This is a genomic window from Pseudomonas sp. FSL W5-0203, from assembly GCF_001896155.1.
Lineage (GTDB): Bacteria > Pseudomonadota > Gammaproteobacteria > Pseudomonadales > Pseudomonadaceae > Aquipseudomonas > Aquipseudomonas paracarnis.
On sequence record NZ_MPOR01000024.1, the window covers coordinates 70294 to 86064 of the forward strand.

Below are 15771 nucleotides of genomic sequence, written 5' to 3' on the forward strand. Positions count from 1 at the left end.
CCTGCATTCGCGAGCAAGCCCGCTCCCACATTTTTTTCCGCGTTTTGTCAGTAACCGCGCTCGAAATCCACTTCCCCGCGCAGCGCTTGCTTGGCCTGATACGCCCGCAGGTTCTGCACAAACAACGCCACCATCATCGGCGGCGAGGTCGGGGCCGAGCTGTGCCCGGTCAACAGCAAACCCCACGCCGTCCAGAACGGATGGCGTTGCGGCAAGGGCTCCTGGCGGCACACGTCGATCACCGCGCCGGCCAGGTGCCCTTCTTTGAGCGCCTCGACCAGGTCGGCGTCCACCACCGCCACGCCGCGTCCGACGTTGATAAACAAACCGGTGGGTTTGAATTGCTTGAACAGCGCCGCGTCGTACAGGTCATGGGTATCAGGCGTGTTGGGCAGCAGGTTGATCACGTAATCCACCTCCCCCACCAGCCGGCCCAACTGGTCGAGCCCCGCCACTTCGATAAACGGTGCCTGCTCGCGGGCCTGGCTGGCGATGCCATATAACTGCACGCCGAACGGCAGCAGAAACTCGGCCACGCTCTGGCCAATGTCACCGGTGCCGACGATCAGCGCCTTACGCCCCGCCAGGCTCTGACCCATGCGGTTATCCCATTTGCGCTCCACCTGGCTGACCAACCGCGCCAGCACTTCGCGCTCGTGGCCCAGCATGTAGGTGAGGACAAACTCGGCCATGACCTGGCCAAAAATGCCTACCGCGCGGGTCAGCCGATAGTCGCGTGGCAAGCCGTCGGCCAGCAGTGGCGTGATGCCCGCCCACGTCGATTGCAGCCATTGCGGATGATGGCCCTGGCGCAGCAGGGTCGCCAACAGATCGGGCTGGCCCAGCCACACCGGACAGTCGGCGGCCAGGCGCGAGAGTTCGGCCGAATCGCCGCTGGTCAGCACTTCGAGGTCTGGGGCGGCGTCCCTGAGCAATTGGGCGTAGAGCGGATGATCCTGTTCAGCAATCAGAACACGCATGGTTCAAACCTTTGAAAAAACAGTGCAGACGGCCGCCCGCATCCTTACGGCCACCGTCCTCTAATACGATTCCATTGAAACTGTGCCCTGAGCCGGGCACGGGTCGATCACATCGGGTCGTTGCGGCGCAGCAGCTCTTCGGGCAAGTGCTCGATGTACTCGTCCTCAGCTGGCGGCATTTGTAGGTGGTAGCCCTGCTTGTCGAGGTTTTCCAGCACCACGGTGATGTCTTCGCGCGACAGCTTGCGCTCAGGCGTCAGCACCATGTCAAAGGCGTGATGCGCCTTGCCGAACGCTTCCATCAACGGCTCGGGTACGCGCTCCAGGGCATCGCTTTTGAGCACATAGAGGTACATGCCGTCTTTTTTCTTGCTGCGGTAGATGGAGCAAATACGTTTCAAGGCTGTTCTCCGGCATTGGCCAGGCTGTCGAGCAACGCCTGGCCCATCAACTCGCGGCGCCAGCCACGCAGCGAGTCTGGCAATTGGTAAGGCCCATCGGGGTAGCCACTTTTAACCAGGGCTTCAAGGGTTTTCTTGCGCAGCATCAGTTCCGGCGCCATGTCCAGGCGCTCGGCGAAGGTTTGGCCCAAAGCCCGCAGTTGCTTGATCAACGCGGCAGCGTCCACGGGTAACGGCTCAGCCACGGCAGGCGGCCATTGGTCCATGGGCACGCTACCGGTGCGTTTGATCAGGTCCAGCAAAAACTGGCCGTCCTGGCGCACGGTGCGCGGGTGCATGTCTTCGATCTTGCCCAGGGCGGCGAGGTTATCCGGCTGGGATTTGGCCAGGGGCCACAACGAGTGTTCGCGAATAATACGGTTGCGCGGCAAGTCGCGAGCACGGGCCTGCTGCTCGCGCCAGGCGCACAGTTCACGCAACACCGCGAGTTGGGCACGGGACAATTTCCACGCCAGCTTGGCGTCGCGGTACACCTCGTAGGGGTCGATCTCGCGGCGCAGGTTGGCCACCAATTCGGCGCCGTCTTCCAGTACCCAGGCGTATTTGTCATCCGACAGTTGCGGGCGCAGACGGGTGTAAACCTCGGCCAGGTGCACCGCGTCTTCGGCGGCGTAGCTGATCTGCGTCTCCGACAATGGCCGCTGCAGCCAGTCGGAGCGGGTTTCACCCTTGGGCAACTCGATATCCAACACCGCCTGCACCAGGCGCGAGTAGCCCATGGAAAAACCGAGGTTGAGGTAGGCCGCTGCCAATTGGGTGTCGAACAAGGGCACCGGCAAGCTGCCGGTCAGGCGCGACAGCACTTCCAGGTCTTCACTGCAGGCGTGCACCACCTTGATCACCGCTGGGTTCTCCAGCAAGGCGGCCAAGGGTTGCCAATTGTCGATGGTCAGGGGGTCGATCAGGTAAGCGCGCACGCCATCACCGATCTGGATCAGCCCGGCAATAGGGTAAAAGGTGTCGACCCGCATGAATTCGGTGTCGAGGGCGACGAATGGCAACTGCTGCCATTCGGCGCAATGCTGGCCGAGGCTATCGTTGTCGCAGATCCAGTGAATATCGATGGCCACACGGCTCTCCCTTGAAGAATGGCGCGCAGTATATATCGCGAAAGGGGCTTGCGAGCATCCGCAGTGCACACGCCATCATGAAAACTCCGACAGGAGATGAAGAATAGTCCGACAAAGGGGCGTTATCCTCTCTTACGCAAAACGTAGACGCACCATCGCCGCGAGCCCGGCAGGAACTCTTGGTAATTGAGGATTTTGAAGCCGGCTTGCCGAAACTCGCTCTCTACGGGCGTGCCCACGTTCACGGCAACAATCACCGTGTCGCGGCTGACGCGGTGAAACTCGTGCAATAACATGAGCCGCGCATCACTGTCGGGCACATGGCGAAACAAATCCAGGCAAAAAATGCAGTCCACCGCATTCGCCGAAAGGCCAATGGAAAACGCCGAGCCCTGGAATGTTTTGACACGCTTGAGCAACCCCCCGGGGTGATGGGTGCGCGCGTGATCGAGCATCGCCTGGGAGTTGTCCGAGGCCAGTATCACGCGGTTGACGTGTTCGGCCAGCACCGGCCAGAAGCGCCCGGAACCGCACGCCAGGTCGAGGATAAGCCCTGGCTCCCCCGCCACCTTCAGGGCTTGGCGTACCAACCGCGCATCGCGCCACGCCGACAGGCGCTGCAACAGCCTGGGCGGACGCGGGTCGCCACAGCCCCTGGCATGCTCACGGTCATAGCGCTCGGTGAATTCGGTCTCGATGGAGGATGGAGGTTGTGGCGACATCGCGGGCTCATGTGAATGAAACGGTAGTAAACGACCTTGATTCGCAGCTTAACCGCCGCAACGTGAAAAAAAGGTCGAAAGCCCCCCACTAAAACCGGTCACGCTTGATGCAAGTACCAGCGCCAATCCTGCTCCCCTACCTCGCCCATGAACTGGCGGTATTCGGCACGTTTGACCGCCAGGTAAACGCCGAGGAATTGGCGCCCGAACGCATCCGGTGCCCAGCGGGAGGTTTCCAGCGCGCGCAAGGTGGTCAGCCAGTCGGTGGGCAACAGTTCCTTGGCCTGGGCGTAGCCGTTGCCTTGCACCGGGGCGCCAGGGTCGAGCTGTTCGCGGATGCCTCGATGAATGCCGGCCAGGATCGCAGCGGCCGCCAGGTAGGGGTTGGCGTCGGCCCCGCAGATGCGGTGTTCGATATGCCGCGATTGAGCCGGGCCACCGGGCACTCGCAGGCTGACGGTGCGGTTGTCCACGCCCCAGGTGGCAGCGAGCGGCGCATAGCTGTTGGTTTGGAAGCGTCGATAAGAGTTGGCGTTGGGGCAGAACATCAACAGTGAATCGAGCAAGGTGCTGAGCATGCCGCCCACGGCCTGGCGCAGCAGTGGCGTGCCGTCGGCCGCTTCACTGGCAAACAGGTTATTGCCCTGGGCATCGGCCAGGCTAACGTGCATGTGCATGCCTGTACCGGCCAGGTCGTCAAACGGCTTGGCCATGAAACAGGCGGTCATTCCATGTTTGTGCGCCACGCCCTTGACCAAGCGTTTGTAGCGCACGGCTTCGTCCATCGCCTGCAGCGCGTCGGTGCGGTGTTCGAGGGTGATTTCCACTTGGCCTGGCGCGTACTCGGAGATGGCCGTGCGCGCCGGAATCCCTTGCAGTTTGCAGGCGCTGTAGAGGTCGGCAAGAAACGGCTCGATCTGCTCCAGCTCGCGCAGGCCGTACACCTGGGTCGAGCGCGGACGCTTGCCATCCACATCCCGCGCCGGTTGTGGGCGGCCGTTGCTGTCGGGCTTCTGGTCGAGCAGATAGAACTCCAGCTCCGCCGCCATCACCGGGTAATAACCGTCGGCCTTGAGCGCCTCGATAACATTGGCCAGCAGGTGCCTGGGGTCGGCCACGGTGGCGGGCAGGCCTTCGGTGGGGTGCATGCTGACTTGCACCGCCGCGGTGGGGATCAAGCGCCATGGCATGCGCTGCAAGCTGCCGCTGATCGGATAGGCGCGGCAGTCGATATCCCCCACCTCCCAAACCAGCCCGGAGTTTTCTACGTCATCGCCATTGATAGTCAGGCCGAGGATGGTGCTGGGCAGAGGCCGGCCACTTTCGTACACCGCCAGCAGTTCGTCGCGGTGCAGCAGCTTGCCGCGCGGTACGCCGTTGTTATCGAGGATAAACAGCTCGAACATCTCAATGTCGGGGTTCTGTTCAAGGAAGGTCTGGGCTTCATGCAGGCGGGCAAAAACACTCATGGGAATTCTCATACGTTTGCGTCAGGCAAGCGCGCAGGCGCCGCCGGGCAGATGCGCACAGGTGCGCGTCATCCTTGGGGGTAGATCAACGTAGGAGAGAGGTATCTGGCGGGCGCGCGTGTCGGCAATGGAACAGAGCCCAGAACGCAAGCGCAGACGGCAATGTCGCGGTGTGAATGTCGGGGCAAGCGTGCATGCGCGCTTCACAGTGATAGAAAGACTTGAGCGTCACACGCGGGGATACGCGGGTAAATTCAGGCTTGACGGAGTTTGGTTGCAGTTTGGCTAAACATTCACCGCGCCTTGCCACCCTGCCCTGTGCTGGAAATAATGAGCCCCCGACCGTGCCCCAAGGATTCGACCCCATGAAAGCGCCTCTGGCCCTCTGTGTACTGGCAAGCCTGGCCACTGTCGCCCAGGCCGACACCGCTGCATCTCGCCTTGACGACGTGATTGCGCGCGGCACCCTCACCGTGTGTACCACCGGCGACTACAAGCCTTACACCTCGCTGCGCAGCGACGGCGGCTATGAAGGCATCGACATTGCCATGGCCGAGTCTCTCGCCAAGAGCCTGAACGCCAAAATCACCTGGGTGCCTACCACCTGGAAAACCCTGATGCCGGACTTTCTCGCCCAACGCTGCGACATCGCGGTGGGCGGTATTTCCGTGTCGTTGGAACGTCAGAAAAAAGCCTTCTTCAGCCAATCACTCGGAGTCGACGGCAAGATCCCGCTGGTGCGCTGCGCCGACGTGCAGCGTTACCAGACGGTGGAGCAGATCAACCAGCCCCAGGTGCGAGTGATCGAACCGGCGGGCGGCACCAACGAAGTGTTTGCCCGTGCGCATTTGGGCCAGACGCAGATTCGCCTGCATGACAACGTGACGATTTTTGATGAGCTGCTGGCGGGCAAAGCCGATGTGATGATTACCGACGCCAGCGAGGCGCGTTATCAGCAGAAGCTCAAGCCTGGGTTGTGCGCGGTCAACCCGGAGCAACCGATGCAGTACAGTGAAAAAGCGTTTTTGTTGCCGCGCGATGATGTGGCCTGGAAGAGTTACGTAGATCAGTGGTTGCATTTAAGTGTAGCGACGGGGGCGTATGCGGGGATTGTGGGGCAGTGGTTGGCTGCGCCTTGAATGCGGGGTGTCGGATAGATCGGCGTTGATTGTCCGGCCGTCATCGCAGGCAAGCCAGCTCCCACATTTGGATCCTGGGGCGTCAGCCCGGCCCTACGCCTTGATCAACGCTACAAACGCCGCACACGCAGCGCTGCGATATGCGCCCTTGCGGCTCAGCAGTGCCGCGGTGCGCTGCGGCAACGGTGGAGCAATCGCCACGGCATGCAGGCCTGCCTGGGCCTCGGCCAGTGCGCGGGGCAGGACGGTTGCCAGGGGCGTGCTGCGCACGATTTCGATAATCGCGCTGATGGAATTGGCCTCCATGGCAATCTGCGGTTTAACCCCTTGCTGGTGGCAGTAGTCGTCGATGTAGCGGCGGGTGGCGAAGCCTGTGTTCAGTAGCACCAGAGGCTGTTCGAGCCAGGCCGGTTGTGTGCGTTCGGGGTGACTGGCACTGACGACCAGGCTCAGCTCTTCGACAAACAGCGCCTCACAGTCGATCTCCAGCCCATGCTCGCCGGTAAAGCCGATGCCGATATCCAGCAGGTCCTCGCCCAGCGCGGCTTCGATACGGTCTTGGGTCAGTTCCTCGATGCTCAGGGTGATGCCCGGATACAGCTGGTTGAAACGCGCCAGCAATGGCCCGATCAGGTAGGCGGTGAAAGTCGGCGTCATGGCCAGGCGCAAATGCCCTCGGCGCAGGTCCTGCACGTCATGTATGGCGCGGGTGCCGGCTTGTAGATCCTGCAAGGCCAGCCGCGCATAACGCACATAGGCCTGCCCCGCGTCGGTCAGGCTGACACTGCGCCCGGAGCGGTCCAGCAGTGGCGCGCCCAGGCTTTCTTCCAGTTGCTTGATCTGTTGCGACAAGGTCGGCTGCGACACGTGCAGCGCCTCTGCAGCCCGCGTGAAGTTGCGGTGCTCGGCAACGGCCAGCAAGTAACGGATATGACGCAACAGCATGGGCAGCGCTCCAACTATAGGCATGACTTATAGAAAGCATAATAAACCGGTCTTGGACCCTATAGCCAAAAACTCCCATCCTTGCCCCCATCAGCGACGCAAGGAGAACCACCATGCAGCATCTCATCGACGGCTTTCGCAAATTCCAACGTGAAGCCTTTACCCCTCGCAGTGACTTGTTCAAACACCTGGCGACCACGCAAAGCCCCGGCACCTTGTTCGTGTCCTGCTCTGACAGCCGCGTAGTCCCCGAGCTGCTGACCCAGCAGGAACCCGGCGACCTGTTCGTCATCCGTAACGCCGGCAACATAGTGCCGTCCTACGGCCCGGAGCCGGGAGGTGTGTCGGCCACAGTCGAATATGCCGTAGCGGTGCTGGGCGTCAGCGACATCGTGATTTGCGGGCACTCGGACTGCGGCGCGATGACTGCAATTTCTACCTGCAAATGCCTGGACCACCTGCCCGCCGTGGCCAACTGGTTGCGCCATGCCGAGTCGGCCAAGGTGATCAATGCCGCCCGTACGCATGCCTCGGACGCTGCACGCCTGGATTCATTGGTGCGCGAAAACGTGGTCGCCCAACTGGCCAACCTCAAGACTCACCCTTCGGTCGCCCTGGCGCTGGAACAAGGCCGGATGAACCTGCATGGCTGGGTGTACGACATCGAAACCGGCGGCATTGACGCTTTGGACGGGCACACCGGGCGCTTCGTCTCCCTGCTCGACCACCCCAGCACCCGCGCCCACGCCGCCTGAACCCTAATCAACCCAAGAGGACGTCACCATGTTGCAATCCCAATTCGCTCAAACCCCACGCCTGGCCCTGGCCGACACCGTTATCGACCTCAAGGCACGCAAAAACCTGTCGTGGCAGGACCTCACCGACGGCACCGGGCTGAGCCTGGCATTCGTCACCGCAGCCCTGCTCGGCCAGCACCCGCTGCCCAAGGAAGCGGCCGACATCGTGTGCGGCAAACTCGGCCTTGACGAGGACGCCAGCCGCCTGCTGCAAAGCGTCCCACTGCGCGGCAGCTTCCCGAGCGGTGTGCCGACCGACCCAACCATGTACCGTTTCTATGAAATGCTGCAAGTCTACGGCTCTACCTTGAAGGCCCTGGTGCATGAGCAATTCGGCGACGGCATCATCAGCGCCATCAACTTCAAACTGGACATCAAGAAAGTTGAAGACCCGGACGGCGGCTCCCGTGCGGTCATCACCCTGGACGGCAAATACCTGCCGACCAAACCCTTCTGATTCGCCGCCAACCGTCTACGCTCTTGGCACACCAACAAGAACGAGGGACGGGTAAATGAAGAGACTGCTCCGATTCACTTGGCTGCTGCTGTTGTGTTGCAGCCAGGTGCATGCCGCCACGGCACAGGAAGCGGATGCCCAAGCCGCCAAGGCCCTGCTGGAAAAGGCCTTGGCGTACTACCACAAGCAAGGTGACAAGGCGTTCGCCGCCTTCAGCCGTCAGGGCGAGTTCATCGACCAGGACCGTTATGTGTTTGTGGTCGATACAAAAGGCGTACTGCTGGCCAGTGGCGGGCCCTCCTCCGCGCTCATAGGTCGCGATGTGTCCGAGGTACTCGGACCGGATTTGCGCCAATCCTTCAAGGACGCGCTCAAGGTGCCCGAAAACCAGGGTATCCAGCAGGCTGACTACCGCTGGCAGAACTGGAATGACGGCAAGGTCGAACATAAACACGTGTTTTATCAGCGCGTGGGCGAACGCATCCTGGCGGTCGGTTATTACTTGCCGCGCGCCACACCGGAACAGGCACGGGCGCTGCGCAACAAGGCGGTGGAGGCGTTGGTCAAGGATGAAGCCGGCACGCTCAAGGCGATCAACTCCTTGCAAGGCGGCTTCCTGCAAGATGATCTCTACGTATTCGTGGTGGACCTGAACACGCGGCGCTACGTCGCCCATGGCACCAACCTGCGCCTGATCAACACCGATTTTGCCAAGATCAAGGACCCGGATGGCAAACCGGTGGGTGTGCCGATCCTCCAGATGATGGCTGAACAGGACCAGGGCGAATACAAATACCGCTGGAAAAACCCGGTGACCGGCAAGGTCGAGAACAAGCATGCCTATGTGCGCAAGAGCGGGCATTTCATGGTTGCGGTGGGGTATTACAGCCCCTGATCCTGATCATTCCCACGCTCTGCGTGGGAACGCCGCCTGGGACGCTCCGCGTCCGCTTATCTAACTTTGTCTTCACGGCCGCGCAGTATCCGATTCGGCATCGCTATCGCAGCGGCCAACCCCAGCAGCGACACCGCCGCACTCACCATCAGCAAATGCCGGAACGTCACCGCCAGCTCGCCGCGCAACGCATCTTGCGCCGGGCCGGGTGCGGCGTTGAGGCCGTCGAGCAGCACGTTGCCGGAACTGCCTTCGGCCACCAGTGCGCCGCTTGCCAGATGGGCGAAACTGGAATCGTGTAACAGCGCCAGCAGCAACGCCGACATGCAGGCCACCCCCACTGCCCCGCCCAGGGAGCGAAACAGGTTGGTGGTGCTGGTGGCCACACCGATATCCCGCTGCTCCACCGAGTTCTGCGTCCCCACCAACGAGGTCGGGAACTGCATGCCCGCGGCGATACCGCACAACAACATGAAGACGCTGGTGAGCGCCACCGCCTGGGGCGCGCTGTAGGCCATGCCGAGAATCGCCAGCGGGCTCAACACTGCGCCGCTGAGGATCATCGGTTTATAGCGGCCCGTCACCGAGGTCATGCGCCCGGCAAAATACGCGCCCATCGGCAAGCCCATCGCCAAGGGCAGCAAGTGCAGGGCCGCGCTGTCGGCACCGGCGCCGGTTACGGTCTGGTAGCGCAGGGGCATCAGCACCGTCAGGGAAATCGCCTGGAAGCTGGTGATGAAAATCGTGCACCAGCACAACACCGCACTGCGGTTGGCAAACAAGTGCATCGGCAACAGCGGTTCCCGTGCGCGGCGTTCGTGCCACACAAACACGCTTAACGCCAGCAGTGCGCAGGCCAGCAACCCCAGCACTTGATCGTCACGCCACGAATGGCCCTGGCCGATTTCGGTGATGCCCAGCAACAAGGCGGTGAGGCCGACGATCATCAGCACCGTGCCGAGGTAATCGATGATCGGCTTGCGCTGCGGCACCGGCAGCCCCACCAGGGTGCGATGGGCCACGTACCAGGCGCCGACGCCCAGTGGCAGGTTGATCAAAAACACCCAGCGCCACGACAGGTACTCGGTCATATAACCGCCCAGCACCGGCCCGGCCACGCTGGCCACCGCGTACATGCTGCTGAAATACCCCTGATAACGTCCCCGTTCGCGGGGAGGAATAATGTCGCCAATGATCGCCTGGCTCACCGAGACCATCCCGCCAGCGCCGATACCCTGCAGAACCCGAGCCAGCACCAGTTGCTCCATGCTTTGCGCCAGGCCGCAAAACAACGACGCCAGGGTGAACAGGCCCATGCCAATGAGCATCATGGGCCGGCGCCCATACAGGTCACCGAGCTTGCCGTAGATCGGCACCGCCACGGTCATCGCCACCATGTAGCCGGAGATCACCCAGGCCAGCAGGTTGACGTCATGGAACTGTGCGGAAATGGCCGGCATGGACACGGCGACAATGGTCTGGTCCAGGGCACCCAGGAAGATCGCCATCATCAGCGCGACCAGGATACTGCGCACGGCGGGAACGGTTGGAGCGGGCTGATTGAGGTGAGTCACGGCAGAACCTTCGAGCAGGGCCCACAGGCAACGGTCACCGGTGGGAATGCTCGATACGATAGCAGGCTATTCGATAGGCTCGTAAGGAAGGCCGACGTAATTTTCTGCGATGGTTTTGCGCCCGGCCTGGGAGTGGATGAAATAGTCCAGCTCGCTCTCGGCAATGCGCTGGCTGAAGGCGTCCGCCTGGGGAAACTGATGCAGCATCGAGGTCATCCACCAGGAAAACCGCTCGGCTTTCCACACTCGGCGCAGACAGATTGCCGAGTATTTTTCCAGCAAGTCCAGGCGCCCTTCGTGGTACACCTTGAGCAAGATGCGAAACAAGGTGCTCACATCACTGGCCGCCAGGTTCAAGCCCTTGGCACCGGTGGGCGGCACAATGTGCGCGGCATCGCCGAGCAGGAACAGGCGCCCGTACTGCATGGGTTCCACCACAAAGCTGCGCAGCGGCGCGATGCTTTTCTCGATCGACGGGCCGGTCACCAATTGTTCGGCCAATGAGCCGGGCAGGCGGCTCTTGAGTTCATCCCAGAAACGTTCATCCGCCCAGTCTTCCAGCTTCTCTTCGACCGGCACTTGAAGGTAGTAACGGCTGCGGGTCGGCGACCGCATGCTGCACAGCGCAAAACCCCGCGCATGTTTGGCGTACACCAGTTCGGCATGTACCGGCGGCGTGTCGGCCAGCACGCCCAGCCAGCCGAAGGGGTAGACGCGTTCGAACACCTTCAGCGCTTGCGCCGGTATCGACTGGCGGGCCACACCATGGAAACCGTCGCAGCCGGCAATGTAGTCGCACTCCAGGCGGTAGGCTTGGCCTTCGTGCTCAAAGGTCAGCCAGGGCTGTTCACTTTTCAGGTCATGGGGTTGAACATCGGAGGCTTCGTACAGGGTGATGGCACCGGCGGCTGCGCGGGCGGCCATCAGGTCGCGGGTGACCTCGGTCTGGCCGTAAATCATCACCGACTGGCCGCCGGTCAAGGCCTTGAGGTCAATGGAGGTGAGTTGGCCATTGAGGGCAATATCAAACCCGTCGTGCACCAAACCTTCGGCGTCCATGCGTTGGCTGACGCCGGCTTCGCGCAGCAGGTCGACCATGCCCTGTTCCAACACACCGGCGCGGATACGGCCTTGTACGTAATCGGCGCTCTGACGCTCTAGAACGAGGGTCTGGATGCCAGCATTGTGCAGCAGTTGGCCGAGCAGCAATCCGGAAGGACCGGCACCGATAATGGCGACTTGGGTTTTCAGGGTTTTCATTATTTTTATGACCTTCAAGCTTCACGCGAACGTATGGAGTGAAAGAGTTGTCATTGCTCTTGTGGCTGACATTTTTCACTTGAGTGAGGCTCATAAGAAGGTGAAAACTGCGTCAAAACCTGTGCTTTTCGCCAATCGGGGCGATTACCGAACCACTATCCTGAGTATCGGATTGAAACCATGACCAAAACCGCGATTCCGGTCTTCAAGCTTTACGGGGAAAGCCAGCAGTGGCCGACTCCCGATTTGTTGCACTGCGAAACCATTTCCCGGCGCAGTCGGGAATACCAGTGGGAAATCCAGCCCCACCGGCACGCGGACCTGTGCCAGTTGCTGTATGTGCACAAAGGCCAGGCACAACTGGAAATCGAAGGCCAGCGCACCACGCTCAATGAGTCGAGCCTACAAGTGCTGCCACCGCTTTGCGTGCACGGCTTTCGTTTTTCCGAGGATGTGGAAGGGTTTGTGGTAACGCTGTCGGCACCGCTGGTCAGCCACTTGCAGGCGCAACTGGGCTCTACCGTCGATGGCCTGCACACACTCGGCAGCTACCCGGCGGGCAAGGACAGCGATTACTTGAACAGCCTGTTCGTACGTTTGCAGGACGAATACGCCGATGACCAACCGGCACGGGACATGATGCTGCACGCCCTGGTCAGCGTGTTATTGGTGTGGGTCAGCCGCCAGGCGATCCAGCGCCGCCACCCACGGGCGCCACGGGGTCGTGAGTACTTTCGGCGGTTTACGCAACTGGTCGAACAGCATTACCGCGAACACCCCAAGATTGAAGACCTGGCCCACAAGCTGGGTATCTCGGTCTCACACTTGAACGGGACGTGTCGGGAGTTGGGTGGGCAACCGGCGTTGCAGATCATGCATGACCGCCAGTTGCTGGAAGCCAAGCGCCTGCTGACCTACACCAGCATGACCATCAACGAGATGTCCGAGGTGCTGGGCTTTTCCGACCCGACCAATTTCTCACGGCTGTTTCGCCGCAGGGTCGGTTTTTCACCTAAGGCGTTTCGTGAACAACTGAAGGCAGAGCAGCCTACCTGAGCGCACTGAAACTGCCGGTGCGGGGAACGCATTGGTCCTGATGGCAGCTGATGGCGAATGCCGCCGGCTGCATGCGTGTTTGCTCGACGCGGTAGGCGGCAGTCCCATACAGCGCTGTCGCCAATGCGCAGAGGGTGAAAATCGTCAGGTACTTTCTGGTTTTGATGCTCATGGCACAGACCTCTGAACGGATCTACAGGGTGCTGTTTAAAGCATAGGTCAGTCAGGGCAACTTGCCATGATGCGCTGCCATTCAGCGCGCTTATTTCACCTCAGAGCCCTATGTCCCAAACCGGCTCTTCGGGAAACCGCAGCACCAGGAAATCCAGGAGGCTACGCAGCGCCGAAGGCATGTGTTTGCGTGAGGCGTACACCGCATAGATATTCATCTGTCGCGGCTCGGCGTGCGGCAGCAAGCGCACCAACTCCCCACTGCGAATCAGCTCGCCGGCCTGATAACTGGGCAACATCGCCACCCCTGCCCCGGCCAGCGTCACGCGCATTAACGTGCTGGCTTCGTTGGCCGTGATATTGCCGTGGACCGGCACCGACACGTGCTCTCCGTTTTCTTCGAAATGCCACAGGCTCTTGCCGAAGTAAGAGTGGGTCAGGCAGTTGTGCCGGGCCAGGTCTTCGACCTTCTGCGGCGCCGGATGCTCGCGCAGATAAGCCGGTGTGGCGCACACCACCGAGCGACATACGGTCAGGCGCCGGGCGATCAGGTTGGGGTCCAGATCGTTGCTGGTGCGGATCGCCAGGTCGATGCGTTCGTCCACCAGGTTCACCGTGCGATCAAGCATCTGCAAATCCACCGTCACCAGGGGGTAAAGCTTGACGTATTCGGCAATCGCCGCGCCCAGCTGCGCCTGGCCGAACGAAGTGCTGACGCTCAGGCGCAACAGGCCTCGGGGCGCATCATCGGGCTCGCTGACGGCGGCCTGCATATCACCGCACAGTTCCAACAATTGCCGGCAACGCGGCAGCGTTTCTCCGCCGGCGGCGGTGAGGCTGAGCTTGCGCGTGGTGCGGTGCAGCAGGCGTGCGCCCACCCAGTCTTCCAGCTCGGCCAGGTAGCGCGAGACCACCGGGCGCGACAGGTCAAGGTGGTCGGCAGCGGCGGATTGGCTGCCCAGGTCCACCACGGTGACAAACACGCGCATTGCTTGAAGACGATCCATGATTTGCCCGATTTTAGAAACAAACTATGTCCCAGCATCGCATTTTTTGTCGTGTTTTATGCAACTAAGCTCTGTGCATCCCTTACCGATGGCAGGAGCTGCCCGATGTTCTCGACCTTCAAACGCTTGACCCTGGCCACCGCCGCCCTGGCCTTCGCTGCCCACGCAGCAGCGGCAGAGCTGAAACTCGACGTGTACAACCCAGGCGAAGCCGCGATCTTCCCGGTCAGCTCGGTGCTGGTGAGCGGCGAGAAAGACGCGATCCTGGTGGATGCGCAATTCGGCAAAGGCCAAGCCGAGCAGCTGGTGCAGAAGATCCGCGCCAGCGGCAAGCACCTGACCACCATCTACATCAGCCATGGCGACCCGGACTACTACTTCGGCCTCGACACCCTGACCGCCGCCTTCCCCGACGCCAAAGTGCTGGCGCCACAGCCAGTGGTGGACCATATCAACGCCACCGTCGCCGACAAGCTGGCCTTCTGGGGCCCGAAAATGGGCGCCGACAAGCCGGCCAAGACCCTTGTGCCGCAAGTGCTTAAAGGCCACAGCCTGACCCTGGAAGGGCAACAGCTTGAAGTGGTTGGCCTTGACGGCCCGCAGCCAGATCGCAGCTTTGTGTGGATTCCGTCGATCAAGGCCGTGGTCGGTGGTGTGGTGGTCGCTGAAAACATCCACGTCTGGATGGCCGATACCCAGAGCGCGCAATCCCATAAAGACTGGCTGGCTACCCTCACGCGCATTGAAGACCTGAAGCCGAACACCGTGGTGCCGGGCCATTACCTGGGCACGCCATCGCTGGCCTCGGTCACCTTCACCGCCGATTACATCAAGGCCTTCGACCTCGAAACCGCCAAGGCCAAGGACTCCGCCGCCCTGATTGCGGCCATGAAAAAACGCTACCCCACCCTCGCCGACGAAAGCTCGCTGGAACTGAGCGCCAAAGTCGCCAAGGGCGAAATGAAGTGGTAACTGGCTTTAAACCTTAACCCTGTTGGAGAACATCATGAGCAAGATCGCAATCATTGGTGCCACTGGCCGCGCCGGTAGCCAACTGCTGGAAGAAGCGCTGCGCCGCGGGCATACCGTCATCGCCATCGCCCGCAATACCGACAAGCTGGCTGTGCGTCCTGGCGTTACGGTCAAACAGGTTGATGCCCTGGATGCCGAAGCCTTGCAACACGCCATCAGCGGCAGCGACGTGGTGATCAGCGCGGCGCACTTCGCCACGCTTCCCGCCAGCGCCGTGATCGGCCCGGTGAAAAAGGCTGGTGTGAAACGTTTGTTGGTGGTCGGCGGCGCCGGTTCACTGCTGTTGCCCGGTGGCGGGCGCGTGATCGATAGCGAAGGGTTCCCGGCTGAATATAAAGCTGAAGCCAGTGCCGGGGCGCAATTCCTGGAAACGCTGCGCCAGGAAAAGGAGCTGGACTGGACCTTCCTGTCGCCATCGGCCCTGTTCGACGGCACCGAGCGCACCGGCAAATTCCGCCTGGGCACGGATGATCTGCTGGTGGACAGTGACGGCAACAGCTCGATCAGTTTTGCGGACTTCGCCATCGCCATGCTGGATGAAGTGGAAACACCGAAGCACTCGCGCCAGCGCTTTACGGTCGGTTACTGACCCAACGCCGTCAACGCTAACCACGATGCGAAGCGAGCCGCTCTTGATCTGCTTTTGATCTGCTTTTGATCTGCTTTTGATCTTGATCTTAGGCGCCCCGTTAAACCACGCTGGCCGGAATTCGACAGTGATTTGGGGGGTAAACCG

Annotated in this window: 17 protein-coding genes; 7 read left to right on the top strand and 10 right to left on the bottom strand. The window is 61.4% G+C overall.

From position 1 onward, the window contains the following. Positions 1-47: 47 nt before the first annotated feature. From BOP96_RS20085 to BOP96_RS20105, 5 genes are all read right to left on the bottom strand, one after another. Positions 48-980, bottom strand: a complete 933-nt coding sequence (locus BOP96_RS20085; protein WP_019818262.1) for a D-2-hydroxyacid dehydrogenase — start codon at positions 978-980, stop codon at positions 48-50. 107 nt (positions 981-1087) lie between these two features. Further along, positions 1088-1381 carry a YcgL domain-containing protein gene (locus BOP96_RS20090; protein ID WP_014717482.1) on the bottom strand — a complete coding sequence of 98 codons (294 nt, stop codon included), beginning with the start codon at positions 1379-1381 and terminating at the stop codon, positions 1088-1090. Then, positions 1378-2511, bottom strand: a complete 1134-nt coding sequence (gene rnd / locus BOP96_RS20095) for a ribonuclease D (protein WP_014717481.1) — start codon at positions 2509-2511, stop codon at positions 1378-1380. The genes BOP96_RS20090 and rnd overlap by 4 nt, the downstream gene beginning before the upstream one ends. A gap of 122 nt (positions 2512-2633) precedes the next feature. Beyond that, positions 2634-3233, bottom strand: a complete 600-nt coding sequence (locus BOP96_RS20100; RefSeq protein ID WP_014717480.1) for a class I SAM-dependent methyltransferase — start codon at positions 3231-3233, stop codon at positions 2634-2636. Positions 3234-3331: 98 nt separating this feature from the next. After that, on the bottom strand, positions 3332-4702 hold the full coding sequence (locus BOP96_RS20105) for a glutamine synthetase family protein (RefSeq protein ID WP_014717479.1): 1371 nt from the start codon (positions 4700-4702) through the stop codon (positions 3332-3334). A 365-nt stretch (positions 4703-5067) separates the two neighbouring features. Between BOP96_RS20105 and BOP96_RS20110 the strand changes: the two genes are divergently transcribed. Continuing rightward, a complete protein-coding gene (locus BOP96_RS20110; RefSeq protein WP_014717478.1) occupies positions 5068-5841 on the top strand; it encodes a transporter substrate-binding domain-containing protein in 774 nt (257 codons plus the stop codon). Between the two features lie 93 nt (positions 5842-5934). On the opposite strand, the gene cynR is transcribed toward BOP96_RS20110, so the two are convergent. Continuing rightward, positions 5935-6786, bottom strand: coding sequence for a transcriptional regulator CynR (cynR, locus tag BOP96_RS20115; protein ID WP_014717477.1), 852 nt, complete (start codon positions 6784-6786; stop codon positions 5935-5937). A gap of 113 nt (positions 6787-6899) precedes the next feature. Here cynR and BOP96_RS20120 point away from each other — a divergent pair, with 113 nt between their 5' ends. From BOP96_RS20120 to BOP96_RS20130, 3 genes are read left to right on the top strand one after another with little or no spacing between them, the layout of a single operon-like run. Beyond that, positions 6900-7541: a carbonic anhydrase gene (locus BOP96_RS20120; RefSeq protein ID WP_019818265.1), complete on the top strand. Its 642-nt coding sequence runs from the start codon at positions 6900-6902 to the stop codon at positions 7539-7541. 28 nt (positions 7542-7569) lie between these two features. Beyond that, a complete protein-coding gene (gene cynS, locus BOP96_RS20125) occupies positions 7570-8040 on the top strand; it encodes a cyanase (protein WP_014717475.1) in 471 nt (156 codons plus the stop codon). Positions 8041-8095: 55 nt separating this feature from the next. Continuing rightward, on the top strand, positions 8096-8935 hold the full coding sequence (locus tag BOP96_RS20130) for a cache domain-containing protein (RefSeq protein WP_014717474.1): 840 nt from the start codon (positions 8096-8098) through the stop codon (positions 8933-8935). A 56-nt stretch (positions 8936-8991) separates the two neighbouring features. On the opposite strand, the gene BOP96_RS20135 is transcribed toward BOP96_RS20130, so the two are convergent. Continuing rightward, positions 8992-10509, bottom strand: coding sequence for an MDR family MFS transporter (locus BOP96_RS20135; protein WP_073453817.1), 1518 nt, complete (start codon positions 10507-10509; stop codon positions 8992-8994). 66 nt (positions 10510-10575) lie between these two features. Beyond that, positions 10576-11760, bottom strand: coding sequence for a 4-hydroxybenzoate 3-monooxygenase (gene pobA / locus BOP96_RS20140; protein ID WP_172832688.1), 1185 nt, complete (start codon positions 11758-11760; stop codon positions 10576-10578). A gap of 189 nt (positions 11761-11949) precedes the next feature. Between pobA and BOP96_RS20145 the strand changes: the two genes are divergently transcribed. After that, a complete protein-coding gene (locus BOP96_RS20145) occupies positions 11950-12825 on the top strand; it encodes a helix-turn-helix domain-containing protein (RefSeq protein WP_014717471.1) in 876 nt (291 codons plus the stop codon). On the opposite strand, the gene BOP96_RS20150 is transcribed toward BOP96_RS20145, so the two are convergent. Both BOP96_RS20150 and BOP96_RS20155 read right to left on the bottom strand, forming a co-directional pair. Continuing rightward, positions 12818-12997, bottom strand: coding sequence for a hypothetical protein (locus BOP96_RS20150; RefSeq protein ID WP_003189580.1), 180 nt, complete (start codon positions 12995-12997; stop codon positions 12818-12820). The genes BOP96_RS20145 and BOP96_RS20150 overlap by 8 nt on opposite strands. Before the next feature lie 100 nt (positions 12998-13097). After that, a complete protein-coding gene (locus BOP96_RS20155) occupies positions 13098-14003 on the bottom strand; it encodes a LysR family transcriptional regulator (RefSeq protein ID WP_014717470.1) in 906 nt (301 codons plus the stop codon). Between the two features lie 105 nt (positions 14004-14108). Between BOP96_RS20155 and BOP96_RS20160 the strand changes: the two genes are divergently transcribed. Together BOP96_RS20160 and BOP96_RS20165 are read left to right on the top strand one after the other, a co-directional pair. Further along, on the top strand, positions 14109-14975 hold the full coding sequence (locus tag BOP96_RS20160) for an MBL fold metallo-hydrolase (protein ID WP_019818268.1): 867 nt from the start codon (positions 14109-14111) through the stop codon (positions 14973-14975). 34 nt (positions 14976-15009) lie between these two features. Further along, a complete protein-coding gene (locus tag BOP96_RS20165) occupies positions 15010-15624 on the top strand; it encodes an NAD(P)-dependent oxidoreductase (protein ID WP_014717468.1) in 615 nt (204 codons plus the stop codon). The last annotated feature ends 147 nt before the right edge of the window (positions 15625-15771 follow it).

Bases quoted from the DNA above. Each gene is read 5' to 3' on its own strand.
- BOP96_RS20145 (WP_014717471.1), top strand. From the start codon at position 11,950: ATGACCAAAACCGCGATTCCGGTCTTCAAGCTTTACGGGGAAAGCCAG.
- BOP96_RS20110 (WP_014717478.1), top strand. From the start codon at position 5,068: ATGAAAGCGCCTCTGGCCCTCTGTGTACTGGCAAGCCTGGCCACTGTC.
- BOP96_RS20165 (WP_014717468.1), top strand. From the start codon at position 15,010: ATGAGCAAGATCGCAATCATTGGTGCCACTGGCCGCGCCGGTAGCCAA.
- BOP96_RS20120 (WP_019818265.1), top strand. From the start codon at position 6,900: ATGCAGCATCTCATCGACGGCTTTCGCAAATTCCAACGTGAAGCCTTT.
- BOP96_RS20085 (WP_019818262.1), bottom strand. From the start codon at position 980: ATGCGTGTTCTGATTGCTGAACAGGATCATCCGCTCTACGCCCAATTG.
- cynS (WP_014717475.1), top strand. From the start codon at position 7,570: ATGTTGCAATCCCAATTCGCTCAAACCCCACGCCTGGCCCTGGCCGAC.
- BOP96_RS20100 (WP_014717480.1), bottom strand. From the start codon at position 3,233: ATGTCGCCACAACCTCCATCCTCCATCGAGACCGAATTCACCGAGCGC.
- BOP96_RS20160 (WP_019818268.1), top strand. From the start codon at position 14,109: ATGTTCTCGACCTTCAAACGCTTGACCCTGGCCACCGCCGCCCTGGCC.
- BOP96_RS20155 (WP_014717470.1), bottom strand. From the start codon at position 14,003: ATGGATCGTCTTCAAGCAATGCGCGTGTTTGTCACCGTGGTGGACCTG.
- cynR (WP_014717477.1), bottom strand. From the start codon at position 6,786: ATGCTGTTGCGTCATATCCGTTACTTGCTGGCCGTTGCCGAGCACCGC.
- BOP96_RS20130 (WP_014717474.1), top strand. From the start codon at position 8,096: ATGAAGAGACTGCTCCGATTCACTTGGCTGCTGCTGTTGTGTTGCAGC.
- BOP96_RS20150 (WP_003189580.1), bottom strand. From the start codon at position 12,997: ATGAGCATCAAAACCAGAAAGTACCTGACGATTTTCACCCTCTGCGCA.
- BOP96_RS20105 (WP_014717479.1), bottom strand. From the start codon at position 4,702: ATGAGTGTTTTTGCCCGCCTGCATGAAGCCCAGACCTTCCTTGAACAG.